Here is a 16248-nt window from a genome sequence, read left to right as displayed (position 1 = left end):
CCTTCAGGCAAAGGTGCCGGCAAACAGGGCGCAGGCCGAGCGCAGCGACAGCTGCTCCTGCTGCAGGCAGGCGGATAGCTGGCGCAGCGCCGGGTCCTGCTCCAGCTGCTCCTCGACCCAGTCCAGCTGGTCGAACACCACCAGCCGCTCGCTGGCCGCCTGCGGGTCGATCAGTGCATGCAAGCCATGCGGGTCGGCGCCGCCAAAACCGATCACCAGCACGGGCACCTCGTCGAGATGGGCGAAGAACAGCGCCAGTTCGAAGTCGCCGTGGCGCAGGAAGGGGGCGACCAGGTGCAGCCAGAAGCTGGCCACCAGTTCGCGCTCACGCACCGCCTGCGGCAGCGGCAGCACCAGGCTTTTTTCCAGGCGCGGCCCGCTGCTGTGTCGTACCGGCTGCAGCAGCAGGCCCAGGCCCAGCAGCAGTTCGCGCACCGTCACGGGAAACGCGGGCGAGGCCAGCATGGCTTGCAGCCCGTGCAGGGTCTGCGCCTGCAGGAAGGCCGACAATTGCGCCGCATGACCGGCGGCGGCCGTCTCGACATCCACCACATCGCCGGCCAGCGCCAGCAGCGCCGATGCCGGTTCGGCGCTGGCCACGATGCCCTGCGACAGCTGCTCGACGCGCTGCCACAACGGCGCCAGCACCAGCGGACTGCAGGCGACGAAGGCGTCGGCGTCGTCGACCTCCAGCGCGCCCATGGCCATGAAGGGAAAGCGCCGCTGCGACTGGTCGCTGCTCGCTTCCAGGCGCCCGGCGATGGCGCGCCGGCTGCGCGTGCCGACAAAGGCAAAGCGCAGCGGCGGCAAGGCGTCGTAATTGAGCTTCCAGCGCGGCGCGGCCGTCAGCGCGTTCATCACCTGCGCCAGCCAGTCGTCGAGCAGCTGCACCAGCGCGTGGTTGTCGCAGGCCTTGATAAAGTCGCCGCGCGCGGGGATCTTGCCAAAGTAGCCGAGGCGCACCTGCTGCGGCCCGCGCCTCATGGCGCCACCCCGCTTGCCACCGCGGGCACGTCGGCCGCGGCGATGGCCTGCGCCGCCACAGGCGGGGCCACAGGAAGGACTACCGGAGGGGCCGCAGCCCCGACGATGGTCTCGGGCAGCTGCATGCCGCGAAAGCCCTGCTCCTGCGGCCCGCTGTTCGCGCCCGCCCCTGTCGTCTCGGCGCTGCTGGTGATTTTCAGGTCGAGCGCCACGGCGACGTCGCCGCGCGTCCAGCGCAGCTCGAACACGCCGCCGTCCTTGCGCTTCTTGGCTGCCGCGTCGATCATGCGCTTCAGGCCGAACTGGCCCGGCTCGTTGAACAGTTCCACCGTGCGCCCGTCGAAGGTGACGGCCGTGATGCGCGCTCCCTGCGTGCCCGCCGCGCCCTGCGGGCCGGGATGCACCATGTTGGTCCACTGCGCCGGCGTATTGCGGTAGCGCAGCTGCTGGCCGTCGATCTCCAGCGTGTATTCCAGCGTGCCCGGCGCCGGCGACGGCTGGATCTGGAACACGGTCTGCGCCGCCGTCGACGTGGCCGCCACGCCGCCCGCGCCCAGCGGCGCGATCCAGCCGGGGAAGCGCGCCACCACCTGCGGCGACAGGCTGATGCCCATGTCGGCCCAGGTGCGCGGCGCCAGCACGTCGCCGCGCCGCACCACCAGCGGCCCCATGGAAGTCGTGACGAATTTCGCCACCAGCCCTTCCGGGCCGAAGAACTGGCCGATCTCCAGGCTGCTCGCCTCGATGCGCGCGGCGGGCGCGAATGGATACTTGTGGGCCAGCGACTTCTGGAACGGTTCATACACCTGCGCCACCCAGGTCTTGTTGAGGTCCAGTTCGGCCGGCGCCACGATGACGGCGAAGGTCTGCATCAGCGGGTGCACGAGGATGGGGCGGATGGCCTGCTTTTGCGCATCGCTCATCCCCGTGAGCATCTGCTCGTCGACCAGTTTCAGCGCGTCGGCCAGCTCGGAGCCGCCGCCCTCGAGCGTCTGCTGCATGAACTGGCGCGCGCCCGGCCCGGCGTCGCCCTGGTTCTTCAGCAGGTTCAAGCGGCTGCGCAGTTTCGACAGCGCCTCCAGGTAGGCGCGCATCAGCGAGGCATTGCTGTCCCTGGCCGCCACAAGCTTGGCGACGCCGGCAAATTCGCGCCCCACGGGCCCCATCGGCTTGTCCAGGCGGGCCGGGTCAGCCTGCGCGTTCAGGCCAGGGTTCGACGTCAGCTGCGATGGCGCGCGGCGCAGCACGGTCTCCTTGAACCAGGCGATGATGCCCCGCTCGGCCGTGCGCAGCTGCGCATTCTGCAGGGTCGGATTGTCCCACGAGGTTTCATCGTAAATGGTCGTCAGCAGCCTGGCGATCGGCGACGCCTGCGGGTCGCCCAGGCGGTTCATGGCCTGCACGGCGCCATCGAAGCCTTTCAGGTCGGCGACGGCCACGCCCTGCACGAACTTTTGCCACTCGCGCGCGTAGTCGGCCTTGTACAGCGCCACGAGGTTTTTCTCGATCTGTTCCGGACTGCCTTCCAGCGTCAGGTCGTCGGTGGAGGCGCTCTTCAGCACCCAGTCCGCGCTTTGCAGCTCACGGTTGGCGGCGTCGCGGAACGCGCCCTCGACGAACTTTTCCCACGCCTGGCGCGTGTAGGCGCCCGACACCGCATGGCTGCCAGCCAGCAGCGCCTGGTCCTGCTCGCCGACGATGCGCGCCACCGTCATGCCGGGAAAGCGCGTCGCGGCGCGTGCGCGAATGTCGGCATACACGCGCTCGCGCGCCGGCATGCCGCGCACGACGCGGCGCAGGTTCTCGCGCGCCTGGTCAACCAGCGCCAGCTTTTGCTCGATGCGCGGCCACGACGGGTCGCCGATCTGCGCCAGGTAAAACGTCAGCAGCCGCTCGGCGCTGCGTATCATCTGCTCGCGCGGCATGGCGCCCCGGTTGCCTTCCAGCCAGCCGCGCCAGAAGCGCGTCATCTGGTCGTTCAGGTGACTGCTTTCCGCATGCGTCTTATCGGCCAGCATCAGATAGGTTTTCAGCGCGTTATAGGCGTCTTCCACGTTCGTCGCGCTGGCCGCCTGGTACTGGACGCCGCGCGGCGCGGCAGCCGTTGCGGCCGGCGGCATGGCGGCCGGCGTTTGCGGCGTGCGCGCGGCCGGCTGCAGCTGGTCGGCGCTGGCGTTCATCTCCGCCAGCAAGGCTTCCAGGCCGGCCGTCACCGGCGCCAGCATGACGTGGCGCGCGCCGGCGAAATACTCTTCGCGCAGCTTGCGCTCGAGCAGCTCGCCCTGGTACAGGCCCATGCGCAGGGACCACGGCCGCTGCGTGCGGTATGCTTCCAGCTGCTCGATGCGGTCCTGCAAGATGTCGAGCGCCTCGAGGCGCGATTGCAGGTCCAGCCGCTGCTCCTGCAGCTTCAGCACTTTGTTTAAATCGGCCTCGACATTGACCACCAGTTGCCGGTTGCCCAGGTAAGACCAGCTCCAGCCCCCCAGGCAGGCACCCAGGGTGACGGTGGCCGTGAAGAACACGGCATACTTGAAACGCAGCCTGGCGCGGCTCGCATAGTTGGCCACCAGGTGCTTGTCGGCAAAGATCACCTTGCGGAACAGGTCGAGCAGGAAATAGCCATGCTGGCGCGCGCCCGATGGCGCCGCGGCCGGGGCCGGCGTGAAGGCCAGGTCGAAGCGGCGCGCCACCCGCTGCCGCGAGGCGCTGACGGGTTCGCCCTCCTGCAGCGCGCTGGTCAAATAAAAGCCGCGGAACACGGGCTGGAACTGGAAGGGATTTTCCTCGAACAGGGTGGCGATGAAGGCGCGCAAGGCCGGCTTGATGGCGGCGAACTCGAGCGGAAAAGTAAACACCCCGGGCGCCATCGCCTTGCGCTGCCGGTGCGCCATGTTGGCCAGGCTCAGTTCCGTCAAGCCATCGTGCAATTCATCGAAACTCTGGTCGAAAAAGCTCAGCAATTCCGAGGTCGGCAACTTGCGCCGGTAGGGCATGGTGGCGCCCCAGACGCGCTCGCGCTCGCTGCGTTCGGCTTCGGCGAAAAATTCGCCGAAGCCGGCGATCAGGTCCGCCTTGGTAAACACGATGTACAGGGGCGCGAATACTTCCAGGCGCTCGATGACGTCCTGCACGCGCTTGCGCAGGCTGCGCGCCAGCTGCATGCCGACATCGGGATCGCCGCCCAGCTCGGCGATGCTGACGGCGATGAGGATGCCGTTGACGGGCGCCTTGCGCCGGTATTTTTTCAGCAGGTCGAGAAAGCCGAACCACTCGCCGCGGTGCTCGTCGACGACAGAGTAGCGGCCGGCCGTGTCGAGCACGATGCCATCGGTGGTGAAAAACCAGTCGCAGTTGCGGGTGCCGCCCACGCCTTGCACGATCTTGCCGTCGGCGAAAGGAAATTGCAGGCCCGAATGCAGGATGGCGCTGCTCTTGCCGGCGGCCGGATTGCCGATGATCATGTACCACGGCAATTCATACAGGGCGGCGGCGCCCGACTTGAGCCCCAGCCTGGAACTCTTGATGGTGTCGATGGCGGCCAGCATGCCCGTGCGCACGGCGTCGAGTTCGCCATTTTGCGGACTGGTCGCCGTAGCAGCCTCGGCGGCGGCGATCTCGGCCTGGTTGAGGATGGCCTGGCCCAGCGCCTGCGCATCGCGCCGCGCGCGCCGGCGGCGCCACAGCCAGGCGCCCAGCCAGGCCAGCGCCGTCAGCAACAGCAAGGCCAGGGCCCAGACCAGCGCCACTTCCAGTACCTCGGCGCCCAGGTACAGGAAGGCGGCCAGCGCCACGAAACCGAGGATGGTCAGATTGCGGCTGTCGGTGAGGAAATACCAGATGCGTCGCGGCATGGTGAGCCCAGGGTGAGGTCGCACAGCGGAAATGGCGCCGCCGCGAAACCAGGCGGACCCGAACCATGCTGACAGCAATGGTGCCGGACTTTGTTGATAAAGGACAAGTATCGGCAGGCCGCCAGCGGTGCATGGCGCGGCGCCCTTGATGCTGCGCAAGCATGCTTACGCCTGTGAAATCTCGGCCTGCGCGCGGCGCTAGAATGGCTGCGCCGCCTACTTGCCCAGCACGCGGGGCTGCGGTAATTCCGTATGACCGAAATCCATCATGGTCCAGCGCCCGCCCCAGCGCAGGCCCACCGATTCGGCCGTCACGCCATACAGGCGATAGCCGCGCATGGCCCAGGCATTTTTTTCAGAAATGATGAGCTTTCCTTCATGCATGAACGCGCAATCGGCAGCCAGGCCGTACTGGTGATAGCTTTGAAACGCACGGGCATTCGTCACGTGCGGGCCGGCCGCCGCCAGCTGGTCCTGGCGCGCCGGGCTGCGGTAGCCTTCCAGCAAGACCATATCGTAGCCATGCACGTCCTTCATGATCTTGAAGACCAGCAGCAGGCGCTGCGCATAGTCGTGGTCGAGCAGCTGCCAGTTGCGGCTGGCGCCGCCGAGCAGCGGACGCAGCTGCGTCACCTCCGCCGTGGAAAACAGCAGCGGCGGCAAGGTGGGCGGCGGCACCAGCTGCTCGCCCCTGAGCAAGTCGCTGACCTGGTCGTTGATGGCGTGTTGCCTGTCCGCATAGCCGCGCAGGACGATGCGCTCGCTGGACAGCCAGGCCAGCAGCGGCGGCGCGACGATCAGCAGGCCGCCCGCCAGCGACAGCCAGCGGTGGCGCGACAGCAGCTGCCAGCCACCGGCCAGCCCGGACCCCGTGTGCCGCTGCAGGCGCTGCCATTGCGCCCCGCCACCACGGTTCAGGCGTTGCGCGCGTCGCTGCACGCGCCAGCCCAGGTTGACCACGGCGTGCAGCACGATAGCGCGGCCGCCGGGAAACAGCAGCAGCCAGCAGGCGAAGCAAGCCAGCAGGAAATACATCAGGACCAGGGCGACGAACATGGGGCGCTCCGTGACAGGCATCGGCGAGGGACCGGACAGCATTGCCCGGCGGTATCGCTAGATCGTATGCGCCCGCGGCCCGCATGAGCGCGGTTTACATCAAGTTCGATCCAATTCGGAGGTGATATTTTGTCTTTACTGAAAACCGGGGACGGCACGGCGCGCGGACCCAGGCTGCTGGCCGAGGGCGGTACGCCCGCCACGCAAGCCGGAGACAACCGCATCCTGTCCCGGCTCGAACATGGGGGTGCCGCCACGACCGTGCCCGCTGCGCGCTGGCATCCCGGCTGGCGCTACTGGGCCGGTGCCGGCGCCGGCGCGACGCTCCTCCTCCTGGCCGCGCTCGCGCATGAGCCCGTCAGTCCGCCCGTACGCCCGGTGTCCGCGCCGGCCGTGGCGACGGCGGTCGCCGGCGCGCCTTCCCTGCCCCCGCCTGCGGTGCAGCAAGCGGCCGCGCCGCAGGCCGCCACCATCGTCAATGAAGCGATGCTGACGCTGCCGACGATACCGCCGCTGGCCGTGGCGGCGTCCCCTGCCGCGAGCGCGCCGCGCAAGGCGCCGGCCGCCACGCGCCAGCCAGCGTCCCGGCCTGCGGCAACCGCACCGGGCGACAGCGATGTCGCCTTGCTGACGGCCATGGTGGCCCATGCGCACCGGCAGGCAGGCACGCCAACGGCGGCGCGCGACGTGGTGCTGCGTGGCGAGGACGGGGGAACGGCAGGCTTGCTGCAGCGCTGCAAGCAGCTGGGCATGATCGAGGGCATGCTGTGCCGCTCGCGCATCTGCTCGGGGCGCTGGGACAGCGATCCCGCCTGCCATTGACGGCGATGGCGCTGTCGCCGCGCCAGCCGTCGCACAGGCGCTCTCAGGCGCGTTCGGACACTTCGATCAGGTTGCCGTCGGGGTCGCGCAGGTAGACGGAACGGATGGGCCAGTTGGCGCCCGTGCGGGCCACCGGGCCCTCCTCGATGGCCACGCCCAGGCTGGCCAGGTGGGCGATGAAGGCATCGAGCGGCACGGCGGCGATGAAGCACAGGTCCAGCGCGCCGGGCGTCGGCAGTTCCGCCTTGGGCAGGAATTCCCTGCCCGCTTCGTGCAGGTTGATTTTCTGCGCGCCGAACTTGAACGCGTGGCGCCCGGCGCCAAAGGTTTCCAGCCGCATGCCCAGCACGCGCGTATAGAAATCGATGCACGCCGCCTTGTCGCGGGTCGTCAGTACCAGGTGGTCCAGGTGGGAAATCATCATGTCCTCGGGTGATGGGACGCCTCCAGGCGGCCACGCAAAAAGCCTTCCATCAGCGCCAGCAGCGCTTGCGGCTGCTCCTGGTGCGGCGTGTGGCCGCACTGCTCGACCATGGCCGGCATGGCGTTCAGCGCCTGCGCCACGATGGCGTCGACCTGGGCCGCGCTGCCATACTGGTCTTCACTGCCCTGTACCACCAGCGCCGGGCACTCGACGGACGGCAGCAGGTATTCGATGTTCCAGAACTGGAAACCATAGCTGAGCCAAGTCTCGGACCAGGCCTTGAAGATGGTCTCCGTCTTGTCCCCGTGGTATTTCGCCAGCGCGCGCAGCTTGCCGGCGCCGAACGCCGCGTCGGCCGTGCGGATACCGTCGAGCGTCATGCCTTCGACGAACACGTGCGCCGCCTCGGTGATGATGCCGCGCAAGCGTGGCGGCTGCTGCGCCGCATAGATCAGGGCGATGCTGCCGCCATCGGAGTGGCCGATGAGGAAATGATCCTGTCCCGGAATCAGGGCGGCCAGCACCTGCGGCAACTCGCGCAGCGCATAGTCGTGCAAATAATGGATCTGGCGGCGCAAGGTCAGCGGCGACGACTGTCCGTAGCCGAGGCGGTCATACAGCAAGCCGCGGCAGCCCGTGGCCTGGCACAGCTGCGCCGGAAAATCCTTCCACATCGCGCAGCAACCGAGTCCCTCGTGCAGGAAGACCAGGCAGGGCTTGGCAGGGTCGCCATCGATCAGCTCATAGTAGACATCGTCTTCGGTGTTCAGGTTCAGTATCGGCATAGGCTAGGCTCGCAACGGTTTACGCATGACAGGACAAGCTGGACTATTGTGCCATCGTCCTGTCCGGCACGCCTGCGGCCCGCATAAAAATAGCCTGCAAGAAAAGACATCGGGAACTGCCTGCAAGGTCTTTGCGCCAGCACAAGTTCACGCTGTTTTTCTCGTCGCCAGCAGCCCTTAGTCTCTGTGCGCACGCCTAAAATGGATAACTCCAACAGCATGGAGCAGGCGGCTACCTTATCAGCCAGGACGTGACACTGGCCGTCACGGCAGCAGATACGGCGTCCGGCCGCGCAACGACAGGCGCGGCGTCCAAACTATCGATCAGGAGTACATCATGGAAATGAAAGTAGAACACCGCACCGGCAGCAACCTGGCACTGGAAGAAACCGATGCGCCGACGGAGCAGGAAGGCAAGAGTGCAAAAGGCGCGGCAGCACAGGATCTCAACCTGAGCCCCGCCGCCTTCACCACCTACTACACGTGGACCGCCAATGGCGTGCATCCTTCGGTCAACTTCGCCAATGCCAACGTGAAGGCCAATTCGCGCGTCTTCCTCAATATCAGCGAGTATGCAGCGAATGCGCAAGACCGTTTTATCGGTGCAGCCCGCATGGCCGTGTACAACATCGCCCCGTATAACGGCGGCTTCCGTGCCTGGGTGGATATCTCGTGGGGCAGCCCGCTCAAGATCCGTTTCGACGTGTTTGTCGATCCCTGATCCGGGAAGCATGCAGCGAGTCCCGGCCGCCGGCAGGCAGACAGGCATCGCGTAGTCGTCATGCATTGAAGGGATGGACTGCGTGAACGGGAAACCGTGCGCACATGACAAAAGGGCCACGTGTTGCCACGTGGCCCTTTGCTACTGCTTGTTCTGGCTCCCCGACCTGGACTCGAACCAGGGACCTGCGGATTAACAGTCCGTCGCTCTACCAACTGAGCTATCAGGGAAAGGAGGCCGAATTATATACGTCAAAATTTCCCATGTCTAGTTGCAATCGGCATGCTGGCAAAAAACATGGCGCCAGCGGCGCCCAGAGCACGGCAGGTTCCGCCACGCCCGCCGCACGCCGGGCATGGCGGCAGCGCGTCCGGCAGCGAGCAGCCATCGGACTCTGGCGGCGAAGACCCAGCCCCAGGCAAGCAAATACCCCCGCAGCGGGCAAAGGCCAGAATGCGGCTGGAAGGCGGCGGATCGGCAAAATGACGGTGAGGTAAAGCGTCAGGGGCGCCAGGATCAACGGCTGGATAAGGGCTGCGGAAAAGTGACGGCGGCGAGGCAGCTGCGGGAAAACAGCTGAAAAGCAGCCGAAAAGGAGTTGAAAAACGGCGGAAAAACGGTGGCCGGCATATCCGCACCCGCCCTCAAGCTGCGCCTGCACGGTGTGCTGGCGCGGCACGCTTACGCCATACGGAGCAAGCATCGGAGCAAGCGTGCGCAACACGGCCGGGCCACTGCCGGGGTCGTCTGCGCACCGCGACGCAAGATAGTAGAATAGCCTGGCCTTCGCAGCACGGAAGGCGCTGAACGGCATGCCGGCGGCTGGGGCCTGATCCACGCTGCCGCGCTGGCATGCGCTTGCAAGGTTCATCCTTGTCCCTGGCCGACTGTTCTCACCTGACATGACCGACGAATCAAGCGCACCCGCAATGGACAAGCCCGGCAGCGGCGACAGCTCGCCCGAGATCGCCGGGCATATCGCGGCGGCCATCGTGGCGCGCCAGCTGCCGCCCGGCACCCGGCTGCGCGAAGAGGCGCTGTGCCGGCTGTATGGCGTCAGCCGCACGAAGATCCGCGCCGCCCTGCTGATCCTGTCGAAAGACAAACTGATACGCATGGTGCCCGACAAGGGCGCCTTCGTCAGCCAGCCCAGCGAGGCGGAGGCGCGCGACATTTTCGCCGCGCGGCGCATCGTCGAGGCGGGCGTGGCGCGCGCCTTCGTCGCGCGGGCCAAGCCTGCCGACTACAGGATGCTGGAGCGGCACCTGAAGGCGGAGCGCCTGGCGCTGGCCCAGGCCACGCCGCTGCGTTCGCAACTGCTGGGCGACTTCCACGTGCTGCTGGCCGACATCGCCGGCAATGCCGTCCTGCGCGATATCGTGCGCGAACTGGTGGGGCGCAGCTCCCTCATCACCATGCTGTACCAGTCCAGCCACGACGCGGCCTGCTCGTGCGACGAACATGGCCGCTTTCTCGAGGCGGCGCGCAGCGGCGACGCGGACCTGGCGACGCGCCTGATGCTGGAGCACCTGACGCATGTGGAGGCGGCATTGCGCTTCGACGGCAGCGCCGGCGGTGACAGGAAAGACCTGGTGGCGGCCCTGCTGATGTGAATGCCCGCGCCAACGGCAAAGGCCGCCGGTGCTGCTGCACTGGCGGCCTTTTTTATGCCGGGGCCATGCACGCGCCGGCGAACCGGCTATTCGCCCAGATAAATGAACTTGAACAGGAAGATGGCCGCGATGATGTAAGCCACCACCGACACTTGTTTGCCCTTGCCCGTCAACAGTTTCAATACGGCGTAGGTGATGAAGCCAAAGGCCACGCCGCTGGCCACGGAATAGGTAAATGGCATCATCAGCGCCGTGATGGCGGCCGGAATGCTTTCCGTGCTGTCATCCCAGTCGATGAAGGTCAGTTCGCGCAGCATCAAACAAGCCACGTACAGCAGCGCGGGCGCCGTCGCGTACGGCGGCACCGTGTGCGCCAGCGGGGCGAAGAACAGGCTGCCCAGGAACAGCAGCGCAACGGCCACGGCCGTCAAGCCCGTGCGGCCGCCCGCCTGCACACCGGCCGCGCTTTCCACGAAGGCCGTGGTGCTCGACGTGCCCAGGCAGGCGCCGGCAGCGATCGCCGTGCTGTCGGCCAGCAAGGCCTTGTTCATGCGCTCCATCTTGCCGTCTTTCAACAAGCCGGCACGGTTGGCTACGCCCATCAGGGTGCCTGTCGCGTCAAACAGTTCTACCAGGAAAAACACCAGCACCACGTTGACGATGCCGATCGACAGCGCGCCCATGATGTCGAGCTTGAACAGGGTCGGCTCGATGGCGGGCGGCGTCGAGACGATGCCGTTGAACTGGTTGCCGCCGAAGAAGAAGCTGGCGACGGTGATGGCAAGAATGCCGATCAGGATGGCGCCCGGCACTTTCAGGCGGTCCAGCGCGACGATGATGAAGAAACCGAGGATGGCCAGGATGGGCGCCGCCTGGTGCAAGTCGCCCAGGGCGATGATGGTGGCCGGATTCGACACCACCACGCCGGCGCTTTTCAGCGAAATGATCGCCAGGAACAGGCCGATACCGACGGTAATCGCCGTGCGCAGCGCGGGCGGGATGCTGTTGATGATCATCTCGCGCACCTTGAACAGGCTGACCAGGATGAACAGGCAACCGGAAATGAAGACGGCGCCCAGCGCCACTTCCCAGCTCATGCCCATGCCCTTGACCACGGTGTACGAAAAATACGCGTTCAAGCCCATGCCCGGCGCCAGCGCGATCGGGTAATTCGCGTACAGGCCCATGATCAGGGTGCCGATGGCGGCCGCCAGGCAGGTGGCGACGAAGACGGAGTCTTTCGGCATGCCGGCGTCGCCGAGGATGGACGGGTTGACGAAGATGATGTAGGCCATCGTCAGGAATGTGGTCAGGCCGGCCAGCAGCTCCGTGCGCACATTGGTCCCGTTGTCCTTCAATTTGAAATAGCGTTCCAGGAACTGCATGATTAACCCCTTGTTTTGGTAAAACCGGGCGCCGGCTGGTGGCCGGTGCGCCTCTTTTTATTGCCACTCTTGCTGAATGTACGCCTACTTTCCCGCCGCGCCGGCCGGCTTGAACGCCCACCAGCGGCTGCCCGCAAAATTCCAGACCAGTCCGATGCCCGTCGCCAGCACCTGCGCCAGCCAGTAATACCAGCCCAGCTGGTGCACCAGCAGCCACATCAGCCCCGTATTGATGCACCAGCCGATGCCCAGCAAGGTGAAATACTTGCTGGCCGCTTCGCCGTGCCCCTTGTCACTTTTAAAAGTAAAAAAGTAATTGAGGATGTAGTTGACGACGGAACCGAGGATGTAGCCGATGCCGGAAGCGGCGGCGGCGCTGATGCCAGCCCATTCCACGCCGCCCCACAGCACGCTGTATTGCACGGCCGTGCCGGAAGCGCCGACGGCGGCGAAACGTAAAAATTGGTGATGCAGGGAATGGGACATTGTCAATTTTAAAATGAGGCGAAAACAATCGCCAGGATCGGGCCAGAATAAAAAATGGCTACGATTGCTCGTAACCATTTTTCAGCCTGCATTTTACTGCAAGTTGCGCCCAACGCTCATATTCCGCGCCGTTTCTCCCCCGCTCCGGCGCTCAAGCATTGCGCTGGCGGCGCCGGCGCAGCCACACGAACAGCGCGATCAGCAGCAAGATGCCCACCACGCCGCCCGGCAGCATGAACGGCTGCATGCGCGCCAGCACGGGCTTGTCGCCGCCGCTGCGCGCCTGCGCCACGTAGGCGGGCGTCACCGTCACGTCCGGGTTGCCGTACTGCTTCAGCACGTAGTTGGCGATCGACGCGATCTGCTCGTCCGTCAACGGCTGCACGTACGAACGCCGGTCGAAACGGGGCATGAACGCTTCGTGCTCTTCACCCTCGATCTTGCGCTCGACGCCGAACAGGATGGCCGACACCAGATTCGCCGGCGTGGCGCCGCCCGTGGCCGTATTGTGGAACAGGGCCGGATAGGCCTGGCCCGTGCTGCCGGCGCCGCTGGCCGAATGGCAGCTGGCGCAATAGCCGGAAAACAGCACGGCGCCGCTGTTCAGCGAATGGTGCTCGGTGGAACTGGCCGTGCCGCGCAGCACGGCTTCCTCGCTGGCCGCGCTGCCGTAGCTGAAGGCGGCCCTGGCCTGCCCCGGCGCGCGCACGGGCGGCACCGTGCGCAGCCACGCGACGATGGCGGCCACGTCGTCGTCGCGCAGGAATTGCAGGCTGTTCTGGATGGCTTCGGCCATGCCGCCCGCCGCCTGGCCCTTGCCTTCCACGTGACCCGTCTTCAGGTAAGCCGTGAGTTCCGCATCCGTCCAGGCGCCGATGCCGCTGACCTTGTCCGACGTGATGTTGGGCGCATGCCAGGAACCGAGCGCAGCGCCGGCCAGGCTCTGGCTGCCCACTTCGGCCATCAGCATATTGCGCGGCGTGTGGCAGGCGCTGCAGTGCGCCAGCCCTTCGGCCAGGTAGGCGCCGCGGTTGATCTGCGCGCTCTTGCCCGGATCGGGCACGAAGCGCTTATTGTCGAGGAACAAGGTATTCCAGCCCAGCATGGACAGGCGCACATTGAACGGGAATGGCAGGGCCGTCTGGCGCGCCGGCTCGTCGACCGGCTGGACGGCCTGCATGAAGTAGTAATACAGGTCGCCCACGTCCGCATCCGTCAGCTGCGCGTAGCTGGTGTAGGGCATGGCCGGATACAGGTGGCTGCCGTCGGCCCGCACGCCTTCGCGCAGCGCGCGCGCAAACTCGGCCTCGCTGTAGTGGCCGATGCCGCCTTTTTTCGACGGCGTGATATTCGTCGCGTAAATCGTGCCCAGCGGCGAGTCGATGGCGTAGCCGCCTGCATACGGCTTGCCGCCGGCGGCCGTATGGCACGCCATGCAGTCGGCGGCGATGGCCAGGTAGCGCCCGCGCTCCAGGCGCGCATCGGGGCCGGCGGCAGCGACTGCAGCAGGCGCGGCCGGACGGTCCGGCGTCAGGGTGACGGGCGGCGCCGAGGCCGGCACGGATGCGGGCACGGCAGCGATGGCGCCGCCGGCCAGCAACGCCAGGCCGAGGACAAAGGAGAGGTGCAGAGGCAGGCGGCGCATCATGCGGCCTCCCTTGCCAGCGTACGGGCGATGTCGTCGGCCGCGCGCAAGCCGAGCGCGGCCATGCTGAGGGTCGTGTTGACAACGCTGGCCGACGGCATGGCGCCGCCGCCGGGCAGCCACAGGTTGGCGTGGTCGTGCGCGCGGCAATTGCCGTCGACGACGGAATCGGCGCGGTTCGAACCCATGATCACGCCACCCATGATGTGGTTATTCGCGTTCAGGCTGCTGGTGATGTTGAACTCGACGGCACCGAACAGCTTGCCGATGTGCTCGAGCTGCGCGTGCGCGGCCTTGGCGCCATTGCGCACATAGTCGCCCACGTCGTAATAAATGTCGGGACAGGCCAGGCCCAGCGGGTCCTTGCGCGTCTTGCTCAAGGTCAAGCGATTATGCGCTTCGGGCAAGGGTTCCAGGCTGATCGACAAGTCCACGCCGAACGCGGCGCGGCGGCGGATCTCGTCATCGAGGTCCTTGCCCACCAGGCCCAGTTTCAGCGACTGCTGGGTAGCAGGCCCGACCCTGGTGATATTGTTCAGGATCATCTTGTTGGCCGAATACTGCGCGCGGAAGGCGCCGTCGCGCGGCCCCACCAGGCAGCTGCTCTGCGCCGGACCGCGGCCCGTCCAGATCGGCTCATTGGCGAGGAAGGTACAGTGGAAACCGGAATGGTCCATCATGTTGCGGCCCACCTGGTCGGAACTGTTGGCGATGCCGTTCGGATTATTCTGGTTGGCCGCCAGCAGCAGCAAACGCGGCGTCTCGATGCCGTTGCAGGCGATGACGAAGGCCTTGCCCGTCGCCATGTGCGACTGTTTCTTGGCGTCATACCAGTGCACGGCCGTCACGCGGTTGTTCTGGTCCGTGTCGATGCGGTAGACGACGGCCTCGGCCAGCACGCCCGCGCCTTTCAGCTCGGCCCGTTCCACGTGGTGGATGCCGTTGTACATGGCGCCGATGGGGCAGATCGGCTGGCAATTATTATTGCCGCAGCAAGTGGGACGGCCCTGCCACGGACGCGTCGAGCGCCCTTGCGGAATCGGCACGGAACGGTAGCCGTGCGGGTTGACCACTTCGGCGAAGCGCTTGTCGCCATAGCCCCAGGGCACCATGTCCATCGGGTACGGCGCGCTGCGTTCGCTGGGCGACTGCAGGGCAGGATCGTTGGGACCGGCCACGCCCATTTCCTGCTCGGCGCGGCAATAGTACGGTTCCAGCTCGTCATAGGAAATGGCCCAGTCGCGCCCTACCCCGTAATCGCTTTTCATGCGCATGTCCGACGGCAGGTGGCGCCAGCACGACGCGGCCCAGTGCCAGGTGGTGCCGCCCACCGTGCGCAGATAGCCCTGCTGGAAACTGCTGCCGCTGGGGCCGGACAATTCCACGTAGTTATTCTTCGGAAAATACAGGGGCGCGGGCGCGTTGTCCGCCTGCGGATACAGGCCCTGGAAGTCGGAACCGACGCGGTTCTCGAACGGCATGTTGCGCCAGTTTTCCACGGCTTGCCCCCGCTCGATGCGCAGGCCTGCTTCCAGCATGATCACGGAATGGCCTTGCGCGGCCAGCTGGTCGGCCATCATGGCGCCGACCACGCCGCTACCGACGATGACGACATCGGCGACGACGTCGCCATTACTCTTGAATTGGGGAGATTTCATTTTGCTTGCTTGCCTTTCGGTTCGGGAGTGCCGGTGGTGGCCGGGGCGGGCACGGGTTTCGGCGCCACGGGGGCGGCAACGCGCACGGCCGGCGGCGCCTTCAGCCACCACAGGGGGCCGTAATTGCAATACGTGGGCACCACTTGCCCATCGGCCACCGTGCGGTACATCAGTGCTTCCGCATACGCGACGACGATGGACTGCGTGCCCTGCGCCGCGTTGCCGGCCACGGTGCCCGTGTACCAGGCGGCGACGATGGCCAGTGCCAGCTCGCGCAAGCGCTCGTCGGCGGCGGTGGCGGTGGCGGCGGCCAGCAGGGTTTTCGCTTCCTGGCCCGTGACGAGCAGCGCGCCCAGGCGCGGCAAGTGGTCGGCAAAGCCGGGCACATTCGTGCGCATGGCTTGCTCGATGCGCGCCGCCGTGCCGACGGACAAATCGCGGTGCCCGGTGATCGTCTGCGACAGCGTGTAGAACAGCATGCTGCCCGGCGCCAGGCCGGCGGCAGGCGCGCTGGCCGGCGCCGGCATGGCGGCGAACAATGGATTGCTCCAGAAACCGGCCTGCGCCAATAAGGCGGCCAGGCCGATCAGGGCGTGGCGACGGCTGATTCTGGAAATGGAGGGGGATGCTGCAGATGGTTCGCTGCCTGGATGGTTCATGAGACGAGACTCCCGCAAGACTTGTTGTTTTGTTGACTTGGATGGTTGCGTTAAATCACATTTGAGCAAATGCAATTCGTTTCGTCATTATCCTACATAAGTAAATTGTTTGCCAATGTAGTATTACTACCGGGAGCTAGCCTCGATGCTTCGCGC

The 16248-nt window shown here is 66.3% G+C and carries 13 protein-coding genes and 1 tRNA gene; 3 read left to right on the top strand and 11 right to left on the bottom strand.

Annotation, left to right across the window (positions count from 1 at the left end):
• Positions 1 to 3 precede the first annotated feature (3 nt).
• The 3 genes from tagF to YQ44_RS06825 all read right to left on the bottom strand — a co-directional run bounded on the left by tagF (position 4) and on the right by YQ44_RS06825 (position 5894).
• Entirely contained in the window at positions 4 to 984 is a 981-nt protein-coding gene (gene tagF / locus YQ44_RS06835) for a type VI secretion system-associated protein TagF (RefSeq protein ID WP_071322737.1), read from the bottom strand.
• Positions 981 to 4838 (bottom strand): type VI secretion system membrane subunit TssM, encoded by a 3858-nt coding sequence (gene tssM / locus YQ44_RS06830; RefSeq protein WP_071322736.1) that lies wholly within the window; start codon positions 4836 to 4838, stop codon positions 981 to 983. The genes tagF and tssM overlap by 4 nt, the downstream gene beginning before the upstream one ends.
• A gap of 216 nt (positions 4839 to 5054) precedes the next feature.
• Positions 5055 to 5894, bottom strand: coding sequence for a M15 family metallopeptidase (locus YQ44_RS06825; protein WP_071322735.1), 840 nt, complete (start codon positions 5892 to 5894; stop codon positions 5055 to 5057).
• Positions 5895 to 6023: 129 nt separating this feature from the next.
• Between YQ44_RS06825 and YQ44_RS06820 the strand changes: the two genes are divergently transcribed.
• Positions 6024 to 6716, top strand: coding sequence for a hypothetical protein (locus YQ44_RS06820; RefSeq protein WP_083411682.1), 693 nt, complete (start codon positions 6024 to 6026; stop codon positions 6714 to 6716).
• Between the two features lie 43 nt (positions 6717 to 6759).
• On the opposite strand, the gene YQ44_RS06815 is transcribed toward YQ44_RS06820, so the two are convergent.
• A complete protein-coding gene (locus tag YQ44_RS06815) occupies positions 6760 to 7137 on the bottom strand; it encodes a VOC family protein (RefSeq protein WP_071326307.1) in 378 nt (125 codons plus the stop codon).
• A complete protein-coding gene (locus YQ44_RS06810; RefSeq protein WP_071322734.1) occupies positions 7137 to 7925 on the bottom strand; it encodes an alpha/beta fold hydrolase in 789 nt (262 codons plus the stop codon). Before YQ44_RS06810 ends, YQ44_RS06815 begins: the two co-directional genes overlap by 1 nt.
• 337 nt (positions 7926 to 8262) lie before the next feature.
• On the opposite strand from YQ44_RS06810, the gene YQ44_RS06805 reads away from it, so the two are divergent.
• Complete coding sequence (locus tag YQ44_RS06805; RefSeq protein WP_232251098.1) at positions 8263 to 8646, top strand: hypothetical protein; 384 nt, start codon at positions 8263 to 8265, stop codon at positions 8644 to 8646.
• 154 nt (positions 8647 to 8800) lie between these two features.
• Here YQ44_RS06805 and YQ44_RS06800 read toward each other — a convergent pair.
• Positions 8801 to 8876, bottom strand: a tRNA-Asn gene (locus YQ44_RS06800).
• A 699-nt stretch (positions 8877 to 9575) separates the two neighbouring features.
• On the opposite strand from YQ44_RS06800, the gene YQ44_RS06795 reads away from it, so the two are divergent.
• Positions 9576 to 10259 (top strand): GntR family transcriptional regulator, encoded by a 684-nt coding sequence (locus YQ44_RS06795; protein WP_071322733.1) that lies wholly within the window; start codon positions 9576 to 9578, stop codon positions 10257 to 10259.
• An 86-nt stretch (positions 10260 to 10345) separates the two neighbouring features.
• On the opposite strand, the gene YQ44_RS06790 is transcribed toward YQ44_RS06795, so the two are convergent.
• The 5 genes from YQ44_RS06790 to YQ44_RS06770 all read right to left on the bottom strand — a co-directional run bounded on the left by YQ44_RS06790 (position 10346) and on the right by YQ44_RS06770 (position 16092).
• Positions 10346 to 11644 (bottom strand): NCS2 family permease, encoded by a 1299-nt coding sequence (locus YQ44_RS06790; protein ID WP_071322732.1) that lies wholly within the window; start codon positions 11642 to 11644, stop codon positions 10346 to 10348.
• An 84-nt stretch (positions 11645 to 11728) separates the two neighbouring features.
• Positions 11729 to 12130 (bottom strand): GtrA family protein, encoded by a 402-nt coding sequence (locus YQ44_RS06785; protein ID WP_071322731.1) that lies wholly within the window; start codon positions 12128 to 12130, stop codon positions 11729 to 11731.
• A 151-nt stretch (positions 12131 to 12281) separates the two neighbouring features.
• Entirely contained in the window at positions 12282 to 13778 is a 1497-nt protein-coding gene (locus YQ44_RS06780) for a c-type cytochrome (RefSeq protein ID WP_232251096.1), read from the bottom strand.
• Positions 13775 to 15433 (bottom strand): GMC family oxidoreductase, encoded by a 1659-nt coding sequence (locus YQ44_RS06775; protein WP_071322730.1) that lies wholly within the window; start codon positions 15431 to 15433, stop codon positions 13775 to 13777. Before YQ44_RS06775 ends, YQ44_RS06780 begins: the two co-directional genes overlap by 4 nt.
• Positions 15430 to 16092 (bottom strand): sugar dehydrogenase complex small subunit, encoded by a 663-nt coding sequence (locus tag YQ44_RS06770; RefSeq protein ID WP_071322729.1) that lies wholly within the window; start codon positions 16090 to 16092, stop codon positions 15430 to 15432. Before YQ44_RS06770 ends, YQ44_RS06775 begins: the two co-directional genes overlap by 4 nt.
• Between the last annotated feature and the right edge of the window lie 156 nt (positions 16093 to 16248).

It is taken from the genome of Janthinobacterium sp. 1_2014MBL_MicDiv (genome assembly GCF_001865675.1).
In the GTDB taxonomy this organism is placed as follows: domain Bacteria; phylum Pseudomonadota; class Gammaproteobacteria; order Burkholderiales; family Burkholderiaceae_D; genus Janthinobacterium.
This window is presented reverse-complemented; position numbering and strand designations above follow the sequence as displayed.

Bases quoted from the DNA above. Each gene is read 5' to 3' on its own strand.
- YQ44_RS06825 (WP_071322735.1), bottom strand. From the start codon at position 5,894: ATGTTCGTCGCCCTGGTCCTGATGTATTTCCTGCTGGCTTGCTTCGCC.
- tssM (WP_071322736.1), bottom strand. From the start codon at position 4,838: ATGCCGCGACGCATCTGGTATTTCCTCACCGACAGCCGCAATCTGACC.
- YQ44_RS06795 (WP_071322733.1), top strand. From the start codon at position 9,576: ATGGACAAGCCCGGCAGCGGCGACAGCTCGCCCGAGATCGCCGGGCAT.
- YQ44_RS06780 (WP_232251096.1), bottom strand. From the start codon at position 13,778: ATGATGCGCCGCCTGCCTCTGCACCTCTCCTTTGTCCTCGGCCTGGCG.
- YQ44_RS06770 (WP_071322729.1), bottom strand. From the start codon at position 16,092: ATGAACCATCCAGGCAGCGAACCATCTGCAGCATCCCCCTCCATTTCC.
- YQ44_RS06810 (WP_071322734.1), bottom strand. From the start codon at position 7,925: ATGCCGATACTGAACCTGAACACCGAAGACGATGTCTACTATGAGCTG.
- YQ44_RS06775 (WP_071322730.1), bottom strand. From the start codon at position 15,433: ATGAAATCTCCCCAATTCAAGAGTAATGGCGACGTCGTCGCCGATGTC.
- YQ44_RS06785 (WP_071322731.1), bottom strand. From the start codon at position 12,130: ATGTCCCATTCCCTGCATCACCAATTTTTACGTTTCGCCGCCGTCGGC.
- YQ44_RS06805 (WP_232251098.1), top strand. From the start codon at position 8,263: ATGGAAATGAAAGTAGAACACCGCACCGGCAGCAACCTGGCACTGGAA.
- tagF (WP_071322737.1), bottom strand. From the start codon at position 984: ATGAGGCGCGGGCCGCAGCAGGTGCGCCTCGGCTACTTTGGCAAGATC.
- YQ44_RS06815 (WP_071326307.1), bottom strand. From the start codon at position 7,137: ATGATTTCCCACCTGGACCACCTGGTACTGACGACCCGCGACAAGGCG.
- YQ44_RS06790 (WP_071322732.1), bottom strand. From the start codon at position 11,644: ATGCAGTTCCTGGAACGCTATTTCAAATTGAAGGACAACGGGACCAAT.